A 17,351-nucleotide genomic window follows, 5' to 3' on the forward strand; every position below is an offset into this window, starting at 1 on the left:
TTCAGGAACCATCGCAAATTGTGGCCATTCTGTGGTCAGACCTTAAGGAGGTTTCACCATGAAAAAGACCATTTTAGCCGCCGCCACCCTGCCCTTCGCCCTGACGCTCGCTGCCTGCGACAGCAGCGAGGAAATCGACGGGACCGACACCACTTCGATGGAAGCCGAAGTGGTCGAGCCGATGGATGTCGGAACCAGCGATCCGACTCTCGAAACCGATGACACCATGATGGCCGAAGAACCGATGGCCGATGACGTCGAAATCGATCCCATGACCATGGAACCCGTCGAAACGCAGTGATCGAAGGGCGTGAGGCCGGGCGCGTCGACCGCGATCCCGGTTGACAAACCCCCGCGATCCCCTAGAGGCCCGCCACTGATCGGCGGGCCTTTTTGCGCGTCGATCGTCCGTCCGAGACAGTTGGTGAAGGCAGTTCGGCCTTCTTAATTTCCAGCCTAGGCGGGGAAACGAGATTTTCGCGCCGCCATCGGCGGCGTTCCGGTATGTTTCACATGCCCTCCTTCCCCATCAACGGACTGCCCCCGTGTCGATGTTCGGCATGGGGAAACGTGAGCCGGTCGCGGTGTCGCCTGTGCGGCGCGCGGCCATAGTGAAGGAGTAAGGCATGGATCGTTCGCAGAAAGCCGATTCGGTCGCCCAGCTCAACGAGGTCTTCAACGAGGCGGGCGTGGTGGTAGTCACCCGCAACCTCGGGCTTTCGGTGGAGCAATCCACCGCATTGCGGACGAAGATGCGTGAAGCCGGTGCGTCCTACAAGGTTGCGAAGAACCGCCTCGCCAGGCTCGCCCTGAAAGACACCGATTACACCGGTATCGACGAATATCTCGTGGGCCCAACCGCCCTCGCCTATTCGACCGACCCGGTGACGGCTGCCAAGGTTGCGGTGGATTTCGCCAAGACCAACGACAGGCTGGAAATCGTCGGTGGTTCCATGGGCGCGACTGTGCTGGACGAAGCCGGGATCAAGGCACTCGCCTCGATGCCGAGCCTCGATCAGCTGCGTGGCACGATCGTGGGTCTCGTCAATGCCCCGGCGACCAAAATCGCCCGGGTCGTCAACGAACCCGCATCCAAGCTTGCCCGCGTCTTCGGCGTCTACGGCGCCAAAGAAGCGGCATAAGCGGTTCGACGCGATTGCACGAATTCAAATGGGGCCGATCCGGAATAGTCCGCGGCCCCGCCATATAATTGGAGTGAAACATCATGGCCGATATCGCCAAGCTGGTTGAAGAACTGAGCAAACTGACCGTCATGGAAGCCGCCGAGCTTGCCAAGGCACTTGAAGAAGAGTGGGGCGTTTCCGCTGCCGCAGCCGTTGCTGTGGCCGGTCCCGCCGCCGGTGGCGAAGCCGCCGCTGCCGAAGAGCAGACCGAATTCGACGTGATCCTCACCGGCGACGGTGGCAAGAAGATCCAGGTCATCAAGGAAGTCCGCGCCATCACCGGTCTGGGCCTGGGCGAAGCCAAGGCGCTCGTCGAAGGCGCTCCCAAGCCGGTCAAGGAAGGCGTCAACAAGGCGGAAGCCGACGAGATCAAGGGCAAGATCGAAGCTGCCGGCGGTACCGTCGAGCTCAAGTAAGCTTTTCAAGCTTTTGCGGATGTCTTGAAGCATCCGTGATCGGGAGGGCGGTGCCGCAAGGTGCCGCCCTTTCCTTGTGTGCTGCGCATGGCCGCAATCGACCCATTTACCGACATCAGCAGGCACGATAAAACTGCGCCATTCCCAAAAAAACGCCCCCCGGTTCGAACCGAGGAGCGCCTATTTGGACGGTGAGACTAGCGGATTAAATCGATGATCCGTGTCACCAGTCGCGTAGTTGGATCGACCATATAGACGCGGTCGTCGCGATAGATGTAGCGGGCATCCTGAGTATACGGCACCCGCGAGCGATAGCGTTCCGGAATCTGATTATACCGACTAAAGTCGTTATAACCGACGGGCAGCCGCTGACCTTGGTTGAACAAGAGCTTGGCCTGTCCCGGCGGAATGCAGGCCGGAGATTTCTTGGCCAGGCCCGGGGGACAATTGCGTGCGCTCGGGCCGCTTTGAACCCGGCGGTCTGTCCTCACGCCATCGCGCCGGTCCGTGCGAACATCTGTGCGCACTCGAGTGGGGGGTCTCGTGTCGCGTTGGGAGTTGCCTTGAGCGTTGGCCCTCTGTGACTGCTGGGCATTGGCCGAAGAACCCTTTCCTTGGCTCTCCGCTGCGACAGGCATACTGACCGCCAAAGTCGCCGCGCTCGCTGCTAGAATAAAAATCTTCATCGTTGCTCTCCTACGCCATGTGGCGCTGGTCATTCAACCGATCAAAGGCAGTTCGGTTTCCTATGGAAAACCCGGTCATCCAATAAAGACACCACTACAACGGGCGTGTAGTCTCAGGTTCATATTCAGGATCGAAAGGTTAATCTTCCAGGCGGCCGCAAAAGAGCGCGGCGACCAACCGACTATTGCAACCGCGCGTCAGCTCACACTGTTGGAATGCCAGTGTTGGAATGCCAGTCTCTCGTTCGGACTTGGGGGCGATCAATGCGCGTGAAAGGCAGCCGCCACTCGATCGCGAACACTTCTCAGAACTTCACGCCAGCCCGCACACCGAACATGTCGATCCCCGGGTTCTGCTCGCGGTTGAACAGGCGGGCGTTGCTGATGTGGACCCAGCTTGCCTCGAGCGAGATGCGCTCGGACACTTGCACCCCCACCGCGATCTCGGGTTCGAACAGCACCCGGCTGCCGAGGTCGGTGCGGATGCGCGTTGCCGGATCGACGCGTAGCTCGGGGGCGTTGTGCAGCGCCAGACCCACCCCGGGACGGATATATAGCGGGCCGACAGCCACCTTCCACGACAGGCCAGCGGCGACGAAATCGGTCCCGCCCTGCTCGCTGTTGAGCGAGCCGAACAGATGCGCGGCGGGTCGGCCGATCGCCCGCAGCGCCTCGATCGGCTCGCTCCGCACACCGATCTGAACGTCCACCCCTCCCTCTCCGGTGTCGAAGGTGAAGGGTGTGTCGACGGCATGAGCATAGACCCCGCCGAACAGCTCGCCCGCCTGGGCGGGGGCGGCGAGACCGGCGCCGCAAAGCAGGGCGATGGCGGCAAGCGAAAGGCGCATCGGTAGGGTATCTCCGGACTGTTGATGTGTGCCCCTGCTGCATCGCATCTTGCCCGAAGCTGAAGCGAGCCCGCCCTGCGGATTGCGCCGCTGCGCCGCCGCGCTTAACCGGTGCGGCTGTTCTGACCGGGCAGCACACGGCTAACCATGCAGAACACTTCAAACTCCACGCCCCTGCCCACGGCACGCGAAGGCTGGCACGGCGAAATTCGCGCCACGCTGCGGCTGAGCTGGCCGCTGGCGGCGGCGAACCTGTTGCAGATGCTGACCTATGCGGTCGACGTGATCTTCATCGCGCGGCTGGGCGAGGCGCAGCTCGCCGCCTCAGCGCTGGCGGTGGCGCTGTTCGGCATGGTGCTGTGGGCGCTCTCGGGGCTGACCGGCGCGGTCGCCCCGGTGATCGCCGCCGAGCTGGGCGAACGCGCGCCCGCGCTGCGCACGGTGCGCCGCGCCACCCGGATGGGGCTGTGGATCTCGGTCATCAGCGGGCTGCTGGGGATGGGGATCTGCCTGCTACTCGGCCCGCTGATGCGCGTCACCGGGCAGGACGAGAACATCATCGGCCTCGCGAACCAGTACAACGTCGTGATCATCTTCTCGATGATCCCGATGCTGTTCAACAATGTGCTGCGCAATTTCGTCTCGGCGCTGGGGCGGCCGGTGTTCGCCACCGCAATCACCGCGCTGGGGATCGGGATCAACGCGCTGGCCAATTACGCCTTCATCTTCGGCAATCTGGGCGCGCCCGAGCTGGGCCTGCGCGGCGCGGCGATCGCCACCATCCTCACCTCGTTGTTCACCTTCGGCGCCTATGCGCTGGCGATCCGGATGGACCGGCGCTTGCACCGTTATCACGTCTTCGGGCGCTGGTGGGCGCCCGACTGGGCGCGCGCCTGGACCATCACCAAGATCGGCACCCCGATCGCGCTGACCATCACCGCCGAGGCCGGAATTTTTGGCGCGGCGGCGTTCCTGATGGGCAATATCGGCGCCAGCCAGCTCGCCGCGCACACGATAGCGCTCCAGATCGCCGCGCTCGCCTTCCAGGTGCCCTTCGGGATCGGTCAGGCGGCGACCATCCGCGTGGGCTATTTCTACGGCGCGCGGGACACGGTGGGGATGCAGCGCGCGGGCTGGTGCGCGATCGTGATCGGCACCGGCTTCATGGCGCTGACCGCGCTGGCGATGGTGCTGGCGCCCAAGCCGCTGATCGCGATCTATCTCGACCCCTGGGACCCGGCCAATGCGGCGCTGGTCGGGCTGGCCCTGCAATACATCGTCATCGCCGCGGGTTTCCAGCTGTTCGACGGGATGCAGGCGGTGGCGGCGGGCGCGCTGCGCGGCTTGCAGGACACGCGGATGCCGATGTGGATTGCCGCCTTCTCTTATTGGGTGCCCGGTTTCGGGACCGCGATGGTGCTCGGCTTCGCCACCCCCCTAGAGGGTGTCGGGGTGTGGATCGGGCTCGCGATCGGGCTGACCTGCGCCGCGCTGCTGCTGACCTGGCGCTGGCACCGCCGCGATGCTCTGGGGCTGACGGATCGACCCTTGCGCGAGGCCTGAACGGCCCCCGGAAAAAGTCCGTTCGGGCCGAAGATTTTTACCTGAACCCCCGTTGACTAAGCACGGGCGCATACACATATGCGGCTCGCTGGCACTCCGACACCGTGAGTGCCAACTTGCAATTCAACCCTCTTAAAGGAAGGTCACAAATATGGCATTTCGTCCGCTGCACGACCGCGTACTGGTCCGTCGCATCGAAGCCGATGAGAAGACCGCAGGCGGTATCATCATCCCCGACAGCGCCAAGGAAAAGCCCAGCGAAGGCGAGATCATCGCCGTCGGTGAAGGCGCCTACAACGAGGACGGCGATCGCATCAAGCCCGACGTCAAGACCGGCGACCGCATCCTGTTCGGCAAATGGTCCGGCACCGAGGTCAAGCTCGATGGCGAAGACCTGCTGATCATGAAGGAAAGCGACATCATGGGGATCATTTCCTGATCCTCTGATCGCACCGCTTCCCAAGACAAACCAGAATTCCAGGAGAAAACACAATGGCTGCCAAGGACGTGAAATTCTCGCGTGACGCACGCGAAGGCATCCTCCGGGGTGTCGATATCCTCGCCAACGCCGTCAAGGTCACGCTGGGCCCCAAGGGCCGCAACGTCGTGATCGAGAAGAGCTTCGGCTCGCCGCGCATCACCAAGGACGGCGTCACCGTCGCCAAGGAAATCGAACTGTCCGACCGGTTCGAGAACATGGGCGCGCAGATGATCAAGGAAGTCGCATCGAAGGCGAATGACGCCGCCGGTGACGGCACCACCACCGCCACCGTGCTCGCGCAGTCGATCGTGACCGAGGGCATGAAGTCGGTTTCGGCCGGCATGAACCCGATGGATCTCAAGCGCGGCATCGATCTCGCCGTGACCAAGGTCGTCGCGGATCTCAAGAGCCGTTCCAAGGACGTCTCGGGTTCCGCCGAAATCGCCCAGGTCGGGATCATCTCGGCCAATGGCGACCGCGAAGTCGGCGAGAAGATCGCCGAGGCGATGGAGAAGGTCGGCAAGGAAGGCGTGATCACCGTCGACGAGAGCAAGGGCCTCGAATTCGAGCTCGAGACCGTCGAAGGCATGCAGTTCGACCGCGGCTATCTCAGCCCCTACTTCATCACCAACCCCGAGAAGATGTCGGTCGAGCTCGACAACCCCTACATCCTGATCTTCGAGAAGAAGCTCGCCAATCTCCAGGCGATGCTGCCGATCCTCGAAGCGGCGGTCCAGTCGGGTCGTCCGCTGCTGATCATCGCGGAAGACATCGAAGGCGAGGCTCTGGCCACGCTGGTGGTCAACAAGCTGCGCGGCGGTCTCAAGGTCGCTGCGGTCAAGGCTCCCGGGTTCGGCGATCGTCGCAAGGCGATGCTGCAGGACATCGCGATCCTGACCAAGGGCGAGATGATCTCCGAGGACCTCGGCATCAAGCTCGAGAACGTCACGCTGGGCATGCTCGGCGAAGCCAAGCGCGTCACCATCGACAAGGACAACACCACCATCGTCGACGGCGCCGGTGACGAGGCCGACATCAAGGCCCGCGTCAACGAGATCCGCACCCAGATCGACAACACCTCGAGCGATTACGACAAGGAGAAGCTCCAGGAGCGTCTTGCCAAGCTTGCTGGCGGTGTTGCCGTGATCAAGGTCGGCGGTGCCACCGAGGTCGAGGTCAAGGAACGCAAGGACCGTGTCGACGACGCGCTCCACGCGACCCGCGCCGCGGTCGAGGAAGGCATCGTCCCGGGCGGCGGTACCGCGTTGCTCTATGCCGCCAAGTCGCTCGACGGTCTCGAAGGCGAGAACGAAGACCAGACCCGCGGTATCGACATCGTCCGCCGTGCGCTGCAGGCGCCGATCCGTCAGATCGCCGAGAACGCCGGTCACGACGGTGCGGTGGTCGCGGGCAAGCTCAACGACGGCAACGACCAGTCGATGGGCTTCAACGCACAGACCGACACCTACGAGAACCTGGTCAAGGCCGGCGTGATCGACCCGACCAAGGTCGTTCGCATCGCGCTGCAGGACGCCGCCTCGGTGGCCGGCCTGCTGATCACCACCGAAGCGGCCATCGCCGAAAAGCCCGAAGACAAGTCTTCCGGCGGCGGCGGCATGCCCGACATGGGCGGCATGGGCGGCGGCATGGGCTTCTAGGCCAGCCCCGCCTGCGCTCCCGCCCCGGCGGGAATGCAAAGTCAAAAAGAGGCCCGGCGGGAGCGATCCTGCCGGGCCTTTTTCTTGCGCTTGTCCTTGCGTCGGCGCCCGGCTGGTCCGGCGCGGTCGAAACCACGCCGTGTTGCTGGCTCCTTGCAATACCCCTTATGGGTATCTAGATCGCACAGCCATGGACCTTTCCACCTCACTGATATCGCCGCAGTTCACCCGCCGCTCGCTGCTCGGATCCGCCGGCCTGCTGGCAGGCGCGGGACTGATGATGCCCGCCTGGGCGCGCGGCTCCTCGCTCACCCATGCGCGCAACGGCTTCGGGGAATTGTCGGGCGAGGTCATCGACCTGTCGATCGCCGAACATCACTTCATCACCGGCGGTCGCAGCGGCCACGCGATCGCGGTCAACGGCACCGTCCCCGGCCCGCTGATCCGGTTGCGCGAGGGCCAGAACGTCCGGCTCAACGTCACCAACACGCTTGCGGAAGACAGTTCGATCCACTGGCACGGATTGCTGCTGCCGTTCCAGTTCGACGGCGTACCCGGCGTGAGCTTTCCCGGCATCAAGCCGGGCGAGACCTTCACCTATGAATTCCCGATCCGCCAGAATGGCACCTATTGGTGGCACAGCCATTCGGGACTGCAGGAACAGGCCGGTCACTACGGCCCGATCGTGATCGAGAGCGCCGAGCCCGATCCGCGCTACGACCGCGACTATGTGGTGTTGCTGAGCGAATTCTCGCCGCTGCATCCGCATGAAATCGCGCGCAAGCTCAAGGTGGGCGAGCATTATTTCAACCGCCAGATGCTGACCGCCACCGAAGGCGAGATGTCGGGCGAAGAACGGCGGATGTGGGCCGAGATGCGGATGAACCCGCGCGATATCGCCGATGTGACCGGCGCGACCTACACCTATCTGATCAACGGCCACGGCCCGGCGGACGCTCTGGAATATCTGTTCACCCCGGGCGAGCGGATCCGGCTGCGGATCATCAATGGTTCGGCGATGTCATTCTTCAACGTCCGTATCCCCGGCGTGCCGATGACCGTGATCGCGGCCGACGGGCAGGAGGTCACCGAGGTCGAGGTGGACGAGTTTCAGATCGGCACCGCCGAAACCTACGACGTGATCGTGACGCCCGGCGCCGGCAGCCACGCACTGGTCGCCGAGGCGATGGATCGCTCGGGCATGGGCGTCGCCAGCCTGACCTCGCACCCCGGCCACCGCGCCACCCCGCCGCCGCTGCGCGAGACCCCCACGCTGACGATGGCCGACATGGGCATGGGCCATTCGATGGCAGGCGGGCCTGAGGAAGGGGGCACGATGGACCACGGCGCGATGAACCATGACGGCGTCGACCATGCCGCCATGGGGCACGATATGGGCGGTACTGGTGCCGATGCAGGAGCTGGCGGCGCGATGGATCATTCCATGCGCGACCTCTCGAAATTGCCACCCGATGTGAAGACCGGCCCCGGTATCGACATGGTCAGCCCAATGCCGGTCGACCGGATGGATTTCCCCGGCCTCGGGCTCGACAATGTCGGCCACCGCGTGCTGCGCTACACCGATCTCGCGGCCAAGACCGCCAATCCGCACCGCATGCCCGAACGGCAGATGGAGATCCATCTCACCGGTAATATGGAACGCTATATGTGGTCCTTCGACGGCAAGAAGTTCTCCGCGGTGACCGACGATCCGATCCGCTTCGCCTTCGACGAGCGGGTGCGGGTGAAGCTGGTCAACGACACGATGATGGCCCATCCGATCCATCTGCACGGCCATTTCTTCGAACTGGTCAACGGCGCAGGGATGATGAATCAGCCGCTCAAGCATACGGTGATCGTCCAGCCGGGCAGCACCGCCACCTTCGACCTAACCGCCAACGAGCCGGGCGACTGGGCCTTCCACTGCCATCTGCTCTACCACATGCATGCCGGGATGATGCAAACCGTGACCGTGCGCCCCTTCCCCGACCGGGAGACCGGAGCATGATCCGGCGCGCGGCATCCCTCGCTCTGGGTCTGGCCCTGTGTGGTCAGCCGCTGGCGGCACAGGACCACTCGGATCATTCCGGCCACGAGACCCCCCCAGCGCAGGCCGAACCGACCGACCATTCGCAGCACCAGGCGCCTCCCACCACGGCGCCCGCCGACCCGGCACCAGCGCAACCCGCGATGGACCATTCGGCGCACGCCATGGAACCGGCCCCATCGGCTCCTCCGCCTCCGGCGGCCTTCGAAGGACCGCGCCACGCCGCCGACGCCATCTTTGGCGAGCGGGCGATGGCCGAGGCCCGCGCGCAGAACCACGCGACCCATGGCGAGATGAAAACCGGGATGGTGCTCATCGAGCGGCTCGAGGCGCGCGTCGCCGAGGGTCATGACGCCTATCTGTGGGACCTGCAGGGCTGGTATGGCGGCGATATCGACCGGCTGGTGGTGAAATCCGAAGGCGAAGGCGCGTTCGGTGGCCCGCTTGGCGACGCCGAAGTGCAGGCGCTGTGGAGCCATGCGATCGGTCCCTATTTCGACCTGCAGGGCGGCCTGCGGCTCGATATCGAGCCCGAGCTGCGCAGTCACCTCGTCCTCGGGGTGCAGGGGCTGGCTCCCTATATGTGGCATGTCGACGGCGCGGTGTTCGTGTCGGACCGCGGCGATTTCACCGCGCGGATCGAAGGCGAGCACGACTGGAAGCTGACCCAGCGGCTGATCCTCCAGCCGCGCGCCGAATTCGAACTGGCGGCGCAGGACATCCCCGAACGCGGCATCGGCGCCGGGCTTACCAAGCTCGAGGCCGGGCTGCGCCTGCGCTACGAAATCAGGCGCGAATTGGCGCCCTATGTCGGGGTGGGATACGAAGCAAAGCTGGGCCAAACCGCAGACCTCGCGCGGGCCGCGGGCGAGGATCCCGACGGGCTCGCACTACTGATCGGCCTGCGCGCCTGGTTCTGACGCTGCCACATCGCCGCTTACGGCCTACGATCAACGAGGAAAAAGCAATATCCAGGTGACCAGGACGGCCAGCGCAATGAGAATGATTGCGAACCGGATCGATGCAGATCTGCGGCGCCGACGCTTTTCCGCGCTTCGGCGCTTAACTTCTTTCGACATCTGAATTTCTTGTCTGGTCATCGGAATAGATTGTAATTTCAATCGCTAGCGTCAACCCGGCAATGCCGATTGTGCACAGGGGGCGATTAACGGGGCCAAGGCGAGCGTAACCCCTCATCGGTTCACGGTGCCTCGGTTTGCGCCGGTCTCGGGACGACGCTGACCTTATCGGGAAGATCGCCATCTGTGGCCATCGGATCGACGCAGACCCGCGCAAGCAGCGGGCGGTGGTCCGAGCCGACGCTTTCGCCAATCTCGAGGCTTGCCACCTTTACCCCGTCCCTGATGAAAATCTGGTCGAGTGGCCAGCCCAGCGCGAGTTTGTCCGCCGGGAAACTGGCGAAGCTGCCGCGACCGGCGCGCGGATCGAGATAGCCACCCTCGCGGACAAACCGCCGCGTCGTGCTCGACCAGGGCACATCGTTGAAATCGCCGATAGCGAGGACGTTGCCCAGTCCATCAGGGGTCTGCGCCCCGGCGCGGGCAATATTGGCGTCGCGCTCGGCGGTCGACCGACCCGGCAGGGGTGGCCGGGGATGCAGTCCGATCAGTTCGAACCGCGCCCCGTCGTCCGTCCGCAATGTAGCATAGAGCGTCGGCGTGTCGGCCTCGACCGTGTCCACCATTGCCGCCCGGTCCACGCGCAGACGGGTGGCAAAGGCCATGCCATATCTGTTGTCGAGCGGGCGATCGAGCCGGTAGCCATAGCGCGCCAGTTGCGGCTCCAGCGCATCGAGCCAGGCCTGATTGGTTTCCATCAGCAGCAGGATGTCGGGGTCGGTCCGCTCGATCAGCGCCGCGGTCTCTTCGTAGCGGTCGTTGCTCTGCAGGACATTGAGCGAAAGCACGCGCGCGCAACTCATCCCGTCGACATCATCGGGGAGCGGCACGCTCGAGCCGGCGAGGAAGGTGTAGGGCCAGATACGCCACAGATTGACTGCTATCGTTACCACCAGCATGCCGATCACCAGCAACCGCCGCGGTCTTGCCAAAAACAGCGCCAGCACCGCGAGCAGCGCCGCCAAATAGATAGTCGGCTCGCGCACGAAATCGAGCATGCGGACGACGCCGCGATTGGTTCCGATGAGCGAAACCAGCGTGGCCAGCAACAGCAACGCTGCGAGAGCGAGCAGAATCCGCCCGGCCCAGGAGAGGGATCTCAAGGCGCGGCCGTTTCTTTTTCCGCGCATCATCCGCCCTGACGGCTGGCCACGGCGGCTTCGACCACTTCGGCGGGCCAGGTCACCTGCGTCTGCGTCTGCGGGTTGAAGAGATTGCCTTCATATTGCGCAGCCTCGGCAGCCGCGATTTCCGCAGGGGTGAGGAACTCGCTCGGCTCGAGCGCGAAGATGTCGAGCCCGCGGCTGATCTCGGTGGCGTAGATCCGGCCCTGGTACCAATAGGCCGACCAGTAGCCGCCGGTGACCAGCTGGTCCGCATCGACCGGGCCGCGATCGAAATAGGCGATCTCGAACGGGTTGGCTGCATCGGTGAAATCGATCACGCTGATGCCGCCCTGATACCAGGCCTGGACGAAGATATCGCGCCCCGGGACCGGGATGATCGAGCCATTGTGCGCAACGCAGTTTTCCATGTCGCTCTGCGGCGCGGGCAGCTTGTAGAGGCTGCGGAATTCCAGCTTGCCGTTATCGATCTCGTAGATCGCATTGGCACCCCAATTCATCGGGTCGCCCGCTTGGCAGCGCGGTCGCCCACCGCCGCCCCATTCATCGGTGAACAGCACCTTGGTGCCGTCGTTGTTGAAGGTGGCCGAGTGCCAGTAGGCGAAGCCGGTATCGACGACATCGTCGAGCCGGACCGGCTTGAGCGGGTCGGAAATGTCGAGGATGATGCCATTGCCCGAACAGGCGCCCGCCGCGATCTGCATCGCGGGGAAGACGGTGATGTCGTGACACTGGTCGGTTTCGCGGGTGTCCTGCGTCCCGTCGCCATGGTCGCCGCCGCGCCACAGGCCCGAAATCTGGCCGTCGGCGGCAAAGATGCGCGGGCGATCGACCACGCGCGAGGCGGAAGGATTGGCGACCGGGATCTCGATCACATCGATGCTGAACAGCGCGGTGCGGTTGTCGCCCGGCGTATCGATGCAGCCCGCCAGCTCGTCCTGCTCGCGGACATAGGAGGTGCCCGAATTGTAGAGGACGATGCGATCCGCATCGGCCGAGACGATCGAATGGGTGTGGCTGCCACGGCAGGTCTGGACCTGGCCCACCTGACGCGGCCGCGCTGCGTCGGAGATGTCGAAGATGCGGATACCGCGGAACCGTTCCTCGCTGACCCGGTCGGCCACGCCCTGCAACCCGCAATCGATCCGCGCGCGGCTGTCCTGCACGCTCATCACCAGCAGGTCGCCGACGATCGAAACGTCGCCCTGACCGCCGGGGCAGACGGTCGAACTGACGAGCTGCGGCACGCCGTCCTCGCCAAGGCGATAGGCGTTGAAGCCGTGGTAATTGCCCGCCACCAGCAGATCGCCCGAGAAGGCCATGTCGGTGTTGGCGAAGGAGAGCAGCGAGCCGCGCTGACCGAAGCGGGGTTCTTCTTCATCGTCCCCGTCGCGCGGGTCCGCCCTGGCCTCTTCGTCCTCGTCGACGTCGTCTTCATCCTCGACGATCGCGGGCTGGAGCTGCGCCGGGTTCTGCGGATCGAAGAATCCGGCGGGCTTGGGCATCGCGCGCACCAGCCGCAAATTGCTGATCGCCTCGCCCGCATCGCGGAACCCCGCCGCGAGCGTCGCACGCGGATCGGTCGACAGGCCCGCCGCGACTTCGTTCATCCGCTCGATCTCTGTCTTCTGGTCGCTGACGACATCGTTGGAGAATTCGAACATCACCGGATCGTAGGCAGTGCCCGGCTGGCGGTGGAGCTGCTCGACCATGTCGATCGCGCCCATGTGGTGGGCGATCATCAATTGCAGGAACTGCCGGTCGAATTCGGTCCCGTTGGCAGCCGCAAGCGCTTCCAACTGCACGCGCGTCGCCATGCCCTTCATCATCGAATGGCCGGCATGCATGTCGGCGCCCGGCGCCATGCCGTGTTCGGCGTGGTCGCCCATGGTCATCGCCATGGCAGCCATTTCAGCTTGGCCACGGGTCGTAAGCCAGTCGCGCATGAACTCGATCTCGTCCGCCTGGCTGGCGTCGATGCGCCCCGCGATGGCGACGATATCGGCATTGTTGGTGCGGTCGGCGACCAGCGCAGCCATTTCGACCGCCTGCGCGTGGTGAACCATCATGTCCTGCATGAAGCGGACATCGCCCGGCGCATAGCTGGTGTCGGAAAGCTGCAGCGCCTCGTCCGCGCCGATCACCCGGCTCTGCTCCCCAGGCGCGCCGGGCAGCACGATCTGCGCCTCCTGCGCGAAAGCCCCCTGCGTCAAGGCGGCGCTCGAGGTGCCGAGCAGCAGCGTGGCGCCGATGGCGCGAGCGAGGGTCGATGTCATGCGTTTCTCTCCGAAAATCCCGAAATCCAGTCCCCGCCATCGTCCTCAATCGGGCGCAGGGGTCAAGTCAATTCGGGGCGGAGCGGCGCCGCCGGTCTAGTTGAAAGCGACCTTGGTCGATCCGCTCTCCACCGCGCGGGCGAGCGCGCGGGCATCCCAATTGGTCAGCCGAACACAGCCATGGCTGGCGTTCTTGGCGATCGAGGATGGGTCGCTGGTGCCGTGAATGCCGTAGCCGTCCTTGCCCAGATCGATCCACACCCCGCCGATCGGGTTGTTGGGCCCGGGGGGAATGACCAGAGCTTCGTCGCCACCCCAATCCTGACTGCCGGGGGCGAAGGTGTAGTTCGCCTCCATCGCGATGGCATTCACCTCCATCGTGCCCGAGGGCGAGGGAAATTCCGAGCTGCCCACAGTTGCGGGAAAAGTCGCCAGCAGCGTGTCGCTGGCATCATAGGCGCGCACTTCGCTGGCGGATTTGTCGATTGCGATCCGCGCGACGGTGCCTTTGATCTGCGCCGACCCGGCCTGAACGACAAGAATTTCGCTACCCGCGGAGCCAAAATCCGCGTCGGGATTGAGCGCGGCGAGCAAGCCTTCGCTCATATGGAATTTCTCGGCGAGCAATTCGGAGGCGCTGGAATAGCCGATGCTGTCGCGGTCCGCCATCGCCGCCATGTCCGACGGTACCGAACGGAAGCTGCCGGAAACATCCTCCTGCGTCACCGTGTAGCGCCTGACCAGCGGGTCCGAACCGACCTGTTCGCGCAGCGCGGAGAGCAGTTCGTCGTCGAGTTCGCCATCGGTATCGAGACCTTCGGCTTTTTCGAAAGAGCGCAGCGCGCGCGACGTGTTGCCGCCGCCATAGCCATCGATCACGCCGGGCGAATGACCCGCGCGGTCGAGCAGAATCTGCGCGGTCATCATCCTCCTGCTGCGCTCGCCGGTGAAGGCAGCATCGGGCACCCCTGCCTCGAAACTCGCGCCCGTGGATGATTCCTCCTGGTCCTGCGAGGAGGCGGGCCGATCCTGCGCGGCGGCGGGCGCGGTGAGGGTCAGCAGCGAAACGCTGCAAGCGAGCAGAGCGGGCCTGATGATAGAGAGCATGGAATTCCCGAGAGGACTGGCAGGGCCGAACATCGTCCCGCGAGTATCCCCAACGGATCATCGCGCCGGTCGGCTACCCGATTGAAACCCCTGCCACGCGCTGCCGTTCCAAAACTGACCTATGCGAACATCCCCTTGCGCGGTCCCAGATAGCCGAACAGATACGCACCCACCTTGCGCATCTGGATCTCCTCCGCACCCTCGGTGATGCGGTAGCGGCGATGGTGGCGATAGATGTGCTCGAAGGGTTTCTCGCGGCTGTAGCCGATCCCGCCATGGACTTGCATGGCACGGTCGGCGGCCTCGCATACCAGCCGGTTGGCCCAGTAATTGCACATTGAGACCTTGTCCGAGAGAGTGCTCTCGATCTCGGCGTGCGGCAGGCGGTCCATATCCCAGGCGGTCTTGTAGATCAGCAGCCGGAGCATCTCGCACTGGGTGGCAAGCTCGACCAGCGGGAACTGGATCGCCTGATTGCGCGCAAGTTCCTCGCCGAAGGGCTTGCGTTCGCGGGCGTAGCGCACGCTCTCCTCGATGCAGTACTGCGCTGCGCCGAGGCTGGATGCCGCTTGGCGGATGCGGTTCTGGTGGACGAAGCTCTGCGCCAGCGCAAGCCCGCGCCCTTCCTCGCCGAGGATCGCCTCGTCGGGCACCCAGACCCCCTTGAGGAAGAACCGCGCGTGGTCGGTGGGCATATTGAACGTCCAGATATATTCGTCGATTTCCAGCCCTTCGGCGGGGTTGGGGACGAGGAAACAGCTGATGCCCTTCGCATCGCCCGCCCCGCCCGAAGTCCGCGCGAACACCGCGACATGGGTCGCGTGATGCATCCCGGTGATCCACATCTTGGCGCCGTCGATCCGCCAGCCGGGCTGCCCGCCGCGCTCCTCGCGCACCGCGACGGTGTCCATATGGGTAGCGTCGGAGCCATGCTCGGGTTCGGTCAGCCCGAAGGCGACCCGCCGCTCGCGCGCGAAACCGCCGCGGATGAATTCCTCCTTCTGCGCCTCGGTGCCGAAGGTCTCGAACATCGCGACGAAGGGGAAATTGCCGACGATCGAATGCTCGTTCTGGAGATCATTGTGCAGCCCCAGCCCGCGCTGGGCGAAGCGGTCGCGGATCACCGCCATCCACAAATTGGAGCCGTCCTTGCCGCCGTATGTCTTGGGCGCCGAAAAACGCCAGTGTCCCGCCTCGTCGGCACGGGTCGCGGCCTCGACCAGCAATTGCTCCCATTCGCGGTTGGGCAGGCCCTGCCGCTCCCAATCGGTGCGCGCATCCTCGCGGCGGTGGTCGAAGAAGCGGATGTTGTCGCCTTGCGCCACCAGCGGCTCGATCTCGGCCTCGATGAAACGCTCGAGCTCGGAATAATAGTCTTCCAGTTCCTGCGGTATCGCGAAGTCCATCAAGGCGCTCCAGTCCATTGCGCCTTCGCCGATGCGAGAGCGGGGTATTTGGGAATATCGGCAGCAAGCTTGGCAAGCGCGTGGCTTCGCAGCTGCGCCAGCAGGCCGGGTTCGGCGAGGTCGCGTTTCCCCGCCAGCAGCGCCTGCGCCAGTTGGCGATCGCCGCTCGCGACGCCCGCAGCCTCCGCGCGCGCGATCATGCCGAGCGCGTTGCGCGCCACCGCCAGCTGGAAGCGGTCGTGGCCCTCCATGCGGTGCTTCACCGTCGCCAGCCATTCGGCGATCGCGGTGGCGATCTCTCCGGCGGAGGCCTCGCCCTCGCCGGTCGCTGGCGCAGCGGCGGCGGGCAGCGCTCGCTCGCGTTCGCCCTCAGGCGCATCGTCCTCGAGCAGCAGCAGCAGGTCGAGTTCCTGCTCGCTGGTCCGGCGCGAGATGACCACGCGTTCGAGCATGCGGTCGTGGCCTTCGCGCCAAACGCGGGCCATCCGCAGGCAGCCCAGCGCCCACCACACCGTGCGATAGACCAGCCAGTAGCGGAACCGGTCGCGATCGACCGCCATCCCGCTCTCGTCTTCATAGGCGGCGAACCATTCATCGAGCGAACCCAGCCCCAGCGCCGGGCGGTCGATCCGGGCGAAACGCCAGACGGTCATGCAGGCAAAGGCCAGATCCTCGTGGCGGTCGCCCCAATGCGCCAGCTCCCAGTCGAGCACGCCGGTCAGCGCGCCGTCCTCAGAAAGGATATTTCCCAGCCGGTAATCGCCATGCGCCAACACCGGCTCGACCCGTTCGGGCAGGTGATCGCCAAGCCATTTGAGCCCCAGCGCAATGATCGGCCGGTCGCCGCCTGCCTCCTCGAACTGGACACGCAGGCCCTCGAGCGCTTCGGCGTAATCCATCTCGGGAATGCCCGCGGGCAGTGCGGCGGCATCGAGCGAGTGGATCCGCGCAAGATCGCGCGCGCATTGTGCCAGCAGCTCGCCTGGGCGATCCATGGCGAGGATCGCAGCCGGATCGGGAGTGCCCGGCAGCGCGCGCATCACGAAGCCGCTGCCGATCGCGTCGTCCGGTTGCAGTTCCACCACCACCTCGGGCGCGGTCACCCCTGCCCCATGGGCTGCGCGGATGATTGCCGCCTCGGTGTCGTGGCCGAACGGCCGGTCGGCCATGAAAGCCAGGCTGGGCGCGCGGCGCAGCACATAGCAGCTGTCGCCCGACTCGAACCGCCAGCTTTCCATCGTGGCACCGCCGGTCAGCCGGGTCAGCCTTTCAGGCGGCGGCATGCCGATGCGCGCCAGCACGCGCGCCAGGCCGGCGCGCAGTTCCCCATTATCCGATGTCTCTCCCATTGCCTGCACTCTCGCACCGCTCCGGCTTTCGCTCAAGCCCCGGAGCAAAGCGCGGCGCGGCGCATTG

Annotated in this window: 15 protein-coding genes; 8 read left to right on the forward strand and 7 right to left on the reverse strand. The window is 64.9% G+C overall.

Features of this window, described 5'->3' with window-relative positions; translation table 11 throughout:
* Positions 1 to 58: 58 nt before the first annotated feature.
* The 3 genes from A9995_RS04035 (at position 59) to rplL (ending at position 1,600) form a co-directional block, all read left to right on the forward strand.
* Entirely contained in the window at positions 59 to 301 is a 243-nt protein-coding gene (locus A9995_RS04035; protein WP_067609614.1) for a hypothetical protein, read from the forward strand.
* A 325-nt stretch (positions 302 to 626) separates the two neighbouring features.
* Entirely contained in the window at positions 627 to 1,142 is a 516-nt protein-coding gene (gene rplJ / locus A9995_RS04040) for a 50S ribosomal protein L10 (protein WP_067609616.1), read from the forward strand.
* Between the two features lie 83 nt (positions 1,143 to 1,225).
* Entirely contained in the window at positions 1,226 to 1,600 is a 375-nt protein-coding gene (gene rplL, locus A9995_RS04045) for a 50S ribosomal protein L7/L12 (protein WP_067609618.1), read from the forward strand.
* A gap of 197 nt (positions 1,601 to 1,797) precedes the next feature.
* Here rplL and A9995_RS16510 read toward each other — a convergent pair whose 3' ends face one another.
* Both A9995_RS16510 and A9995_RS04055 read right to left on the reverse strand, forming a co-directional pair.
* A complete protein-coding gene (locus A9995_RS16510) occupies positions 1,798 to 2,286 on the reverse strand; it encodes a hypothetical protein (RefSeq protein WP_168157320.1) in 489 nt (162 codons plus the stop codon).
* Positions 2,287 to 2,591: 305 nt separating this feature from the next.
* Positions 2,592 to 3,134, reverse strand: a complete 543-nt coding sequence (locus tag A9995_RS04055; RefSeq protein ID WP_067609622.1) for an acyloxyacyl hydrolase — start codon at positions 3,132 to 3,134, stop codon at positions 2,592 to 2,594.
* Between the two features lie 147 nt (positions 3,135 to 3,281).
* Between A9995_RS04055 and A9995_RS04060 the strand changes: the two genes are divergently transcribed.
* The 5 genes from A9995_RS04060 to A9995_RS04080 all read left to right on the forward strand — a co-directional run bounded on the left by A9995_RS04060 (position 3,282) and on the right by A9995_RS04080 (position 9,803).
* Positions 3,282 to 4,697 carry an MATE family efflux transporter gene (locus tag A9995_RS04060; protein WP_067609624.1) on the forward strand — a complete coding sequence of 472 codons (1,416 nt, stop codon included), beginning with the start codon at positions 3,282 to 3,284 and terminating at the stop codon, positions 4,695 to 4,697.
* 151 nt (positions 4,698 to 4,848) lie between these two features.
* Complete coding sequence (groES, locus tag A9995_RS04065) at positions 4,849 to 5,136, forward strand: co-chaperone GroES (protein WP_067609626.1); 288 nt, start codon at positions 4,849 to 4,851, stop codon at positions 5,134 to 5,136.
* A gap of 53 nt (positions 5,137 to 5,189) precedes the next feature.
* Positions 5,190 to 6,836: a chaperonin GroEL gene (gene groL, locus A9995_RS04070; protein ID WP_067609628.1), complete on the forward strand. Its 1,647-nt coding sequence runs from the start codon at positions 5,190 to 5,192 to the stop codon at positions 6,834 to 6,836.
* Positions 6,837 to 7,026: 190 nt separating this feature from the next.
* Positions 7,027 to 8,844, forward strand: coding sequence for a copper resistance system multicopper oxidase (locus A9995_RS04075; protein WP_067609630.1), 1,818 nt, complete (start codon positions 7,027 to 7,029; stop codon positions 8,842 to 8,844).
* Positions 8,841 to 9,803 (forward strand): copper resistance protein B, encoded by a 963-nt coding sequence (locus A9995_RS04080; RefSeq protein WP_067609632.1) that lies wholly within the window; start codon positions 8,841 to 8,843, stop codon positions 9,801 to 9,803. The genes A9995_RS04075 and A9995_RS04080 overlap by 4 nt, the downstream gene beginning before the upstream one ends.
* A gap of 281 nt (positions 9,804 to 10,084) precedes the next feature.
* Here the strand turns inward: A9995_RS04080 and A9995_RS04085 are convergent, their stop codons facing one another.
* The 5 genes from A9995_RS04085 to A9995_RS04105 all read right to left on the reverse strand — a co-directional run bounded on the left by A9995_RS04085 (position 10,085) and on the right by A9995_RS04105 (position 17,284).
* A complete protein-coding gene (locus A9995_RS04085) occupies positions 10,085 to 11,125 on the reverse strand; it encodes an endonuclease/exonuclease/phosphatase family protein (RefSeq protein ID WP_168157326.1) in 1,041 nt (346 codons plus the stop codon).
* A 26-nt stretch (positions 11,126 to 11,151) separates the two neighbouring features.
* Complete coding sequence (locus A9995_RS04090; RefSeq protein WP_067609636.1) at positions 11,152 to 13,422, reverse strand: DUF305 domain-containing protein; 2,271 nt, start codon at positions 13,420 to 13,422, stop codon at positions 11,152 to 11,154.
* Positions 13,423 to 13,518: 96 nt separating this feature from the next.
* Entirely contained in the window at positions 13,519 to 14,529 is a 1,011-nt protein-coding gene (locus tag A9995_RS04095) for a L,D-transpeptidase (RefSeq protein ID WP_067609639.1), read from the reverse strand.
* A gap of 119 nt (positions 14,530 to 14,648) precedes the next feature.
* Positions 14,649 to 15,935, reverse strand: a complete 1,287-nt coding sequence (locus A9995_RS04100; RefSeq protein ID WP_067610296.1) for an acyl-CoA dehydrogenase family protein — start codon at positions 15,933 to 15,935, stop codon at positions 14,649 to 14,651.
* Entirely contained in the window at positions 15,935 to 17,284 is a 1,350-nt protein-coding gene (locus tag A9995_RS04105) for a phosphotransferase (RefSeq protein ID WP_067609641.1), read from the reverse strand. The genes A9995_RS04100 and A9995_RS04105 overlap by 1 nt, the downstream gene beginning before the upstream one ends.
* Positions 17,285 to 17,351: the final 67 nt, after the last annotated feature.

Source organism: Erythrobacter sp. QSSC1-22B (assembly GCF_001678665.1).
GTDB lineage: Bacteria > Pseudomonadota > Alphaproteobacteria > Sphingomonadales > Sphingomonadaceae > Qipengyuania.

Coding starts and splice junctions, on each gene's coding strand:
- A9995_RS04055 (WP_067609622.1), bottom strand. CDS start 3,134: ATGCGCCTTTCGCTTGCCGCCATCGCCCTGCTTTGCGGCGCCGGTCTC.
- A9995_RS04095 (WP_067609639.1), bottom strand. CDS start 14,529: ATGCTCTCTATCATCAGGCCCGCTCTGCTCGCTTGCAGCGTTTCGCTG.
- rplJ (WP_067609616.1), top strand. CDS start 627: ATGGATCGTTCGCAGAAAGCCGATTCGGTCGCCCAGCTCAACGAGGTC.
- A9995_RS04100 (WP_067610296.1), bottom strand. CDS start 15,935: ATGGACTTCGCGATACCGCAGGAACTGGAAGACTATTATTCCGAGCTC.
- rplL (WP_067609618.1), top strand. CDS start 1,226: ATGGCCGATATCGCCAAGCTGGTTGAAGAACTGAGCAAACTGACCGTC.
- A9995_RS04080 (WP_067609632.1), top strand. CDS start 8,841: ATGATCCGGCGCGCGGCATCCCTCGCTCTGGGTCTGGCCCTGTGTGGT.
- groL (WP_067609628.1), top strand. CDS start 5,190: ATGGCTGCCAAGGACGTGAAATTCTCGCGTGACGCACGCGAAGGCATC.
- A9995_RS04105 (WP_067609641.1), bottom strand. CDS start 17,284: ATGGGAGAGACATCGGATAATGGGGAACTGCGCGCCGGCCTGGCGCGC.
- A9995_RS04090 (WP_067609636.1), bottom strand. CDS start 13,422: ATGACATCGACCCTCGCTCGCGCCATCGGCGCCACGCTGCTGCTCGGC.
- A9995_RS04035 (WP_067609614.1), top strand. CDS start 59: ATGAAAAAGACCATTTTAGCCGCCGCCACCCTGCCCTTCGCCCTGACG.
- A9995_RS16510 (WP_168157320.1), bottom strand. CDS start 2,286: ATGAAGATTTTTATTCTAGCAGCGAGCGCGGCGACTTTGGCGGTCAGT.
- groES (WP_067609626.1), top strand. CDS start 4,849: ATGGCATTTCGTCCGCTGCACGACCGCGTACTGGTCCGTCGCATCGAA.
- A9995_RS04075 (WP_067609630.1), top strand. CDS start 7,027: ATGGACCTTTCCACCTCACTGATATCGCCGCAGTTCACCCGCCGCTCG.
- A9995_RS04060 (WP_067609624.1), top strand. CDS start 3,282: ATGCAGAACACTTCAAACTCCACGCCCCTGCCCACGGCACGCGAAGGC.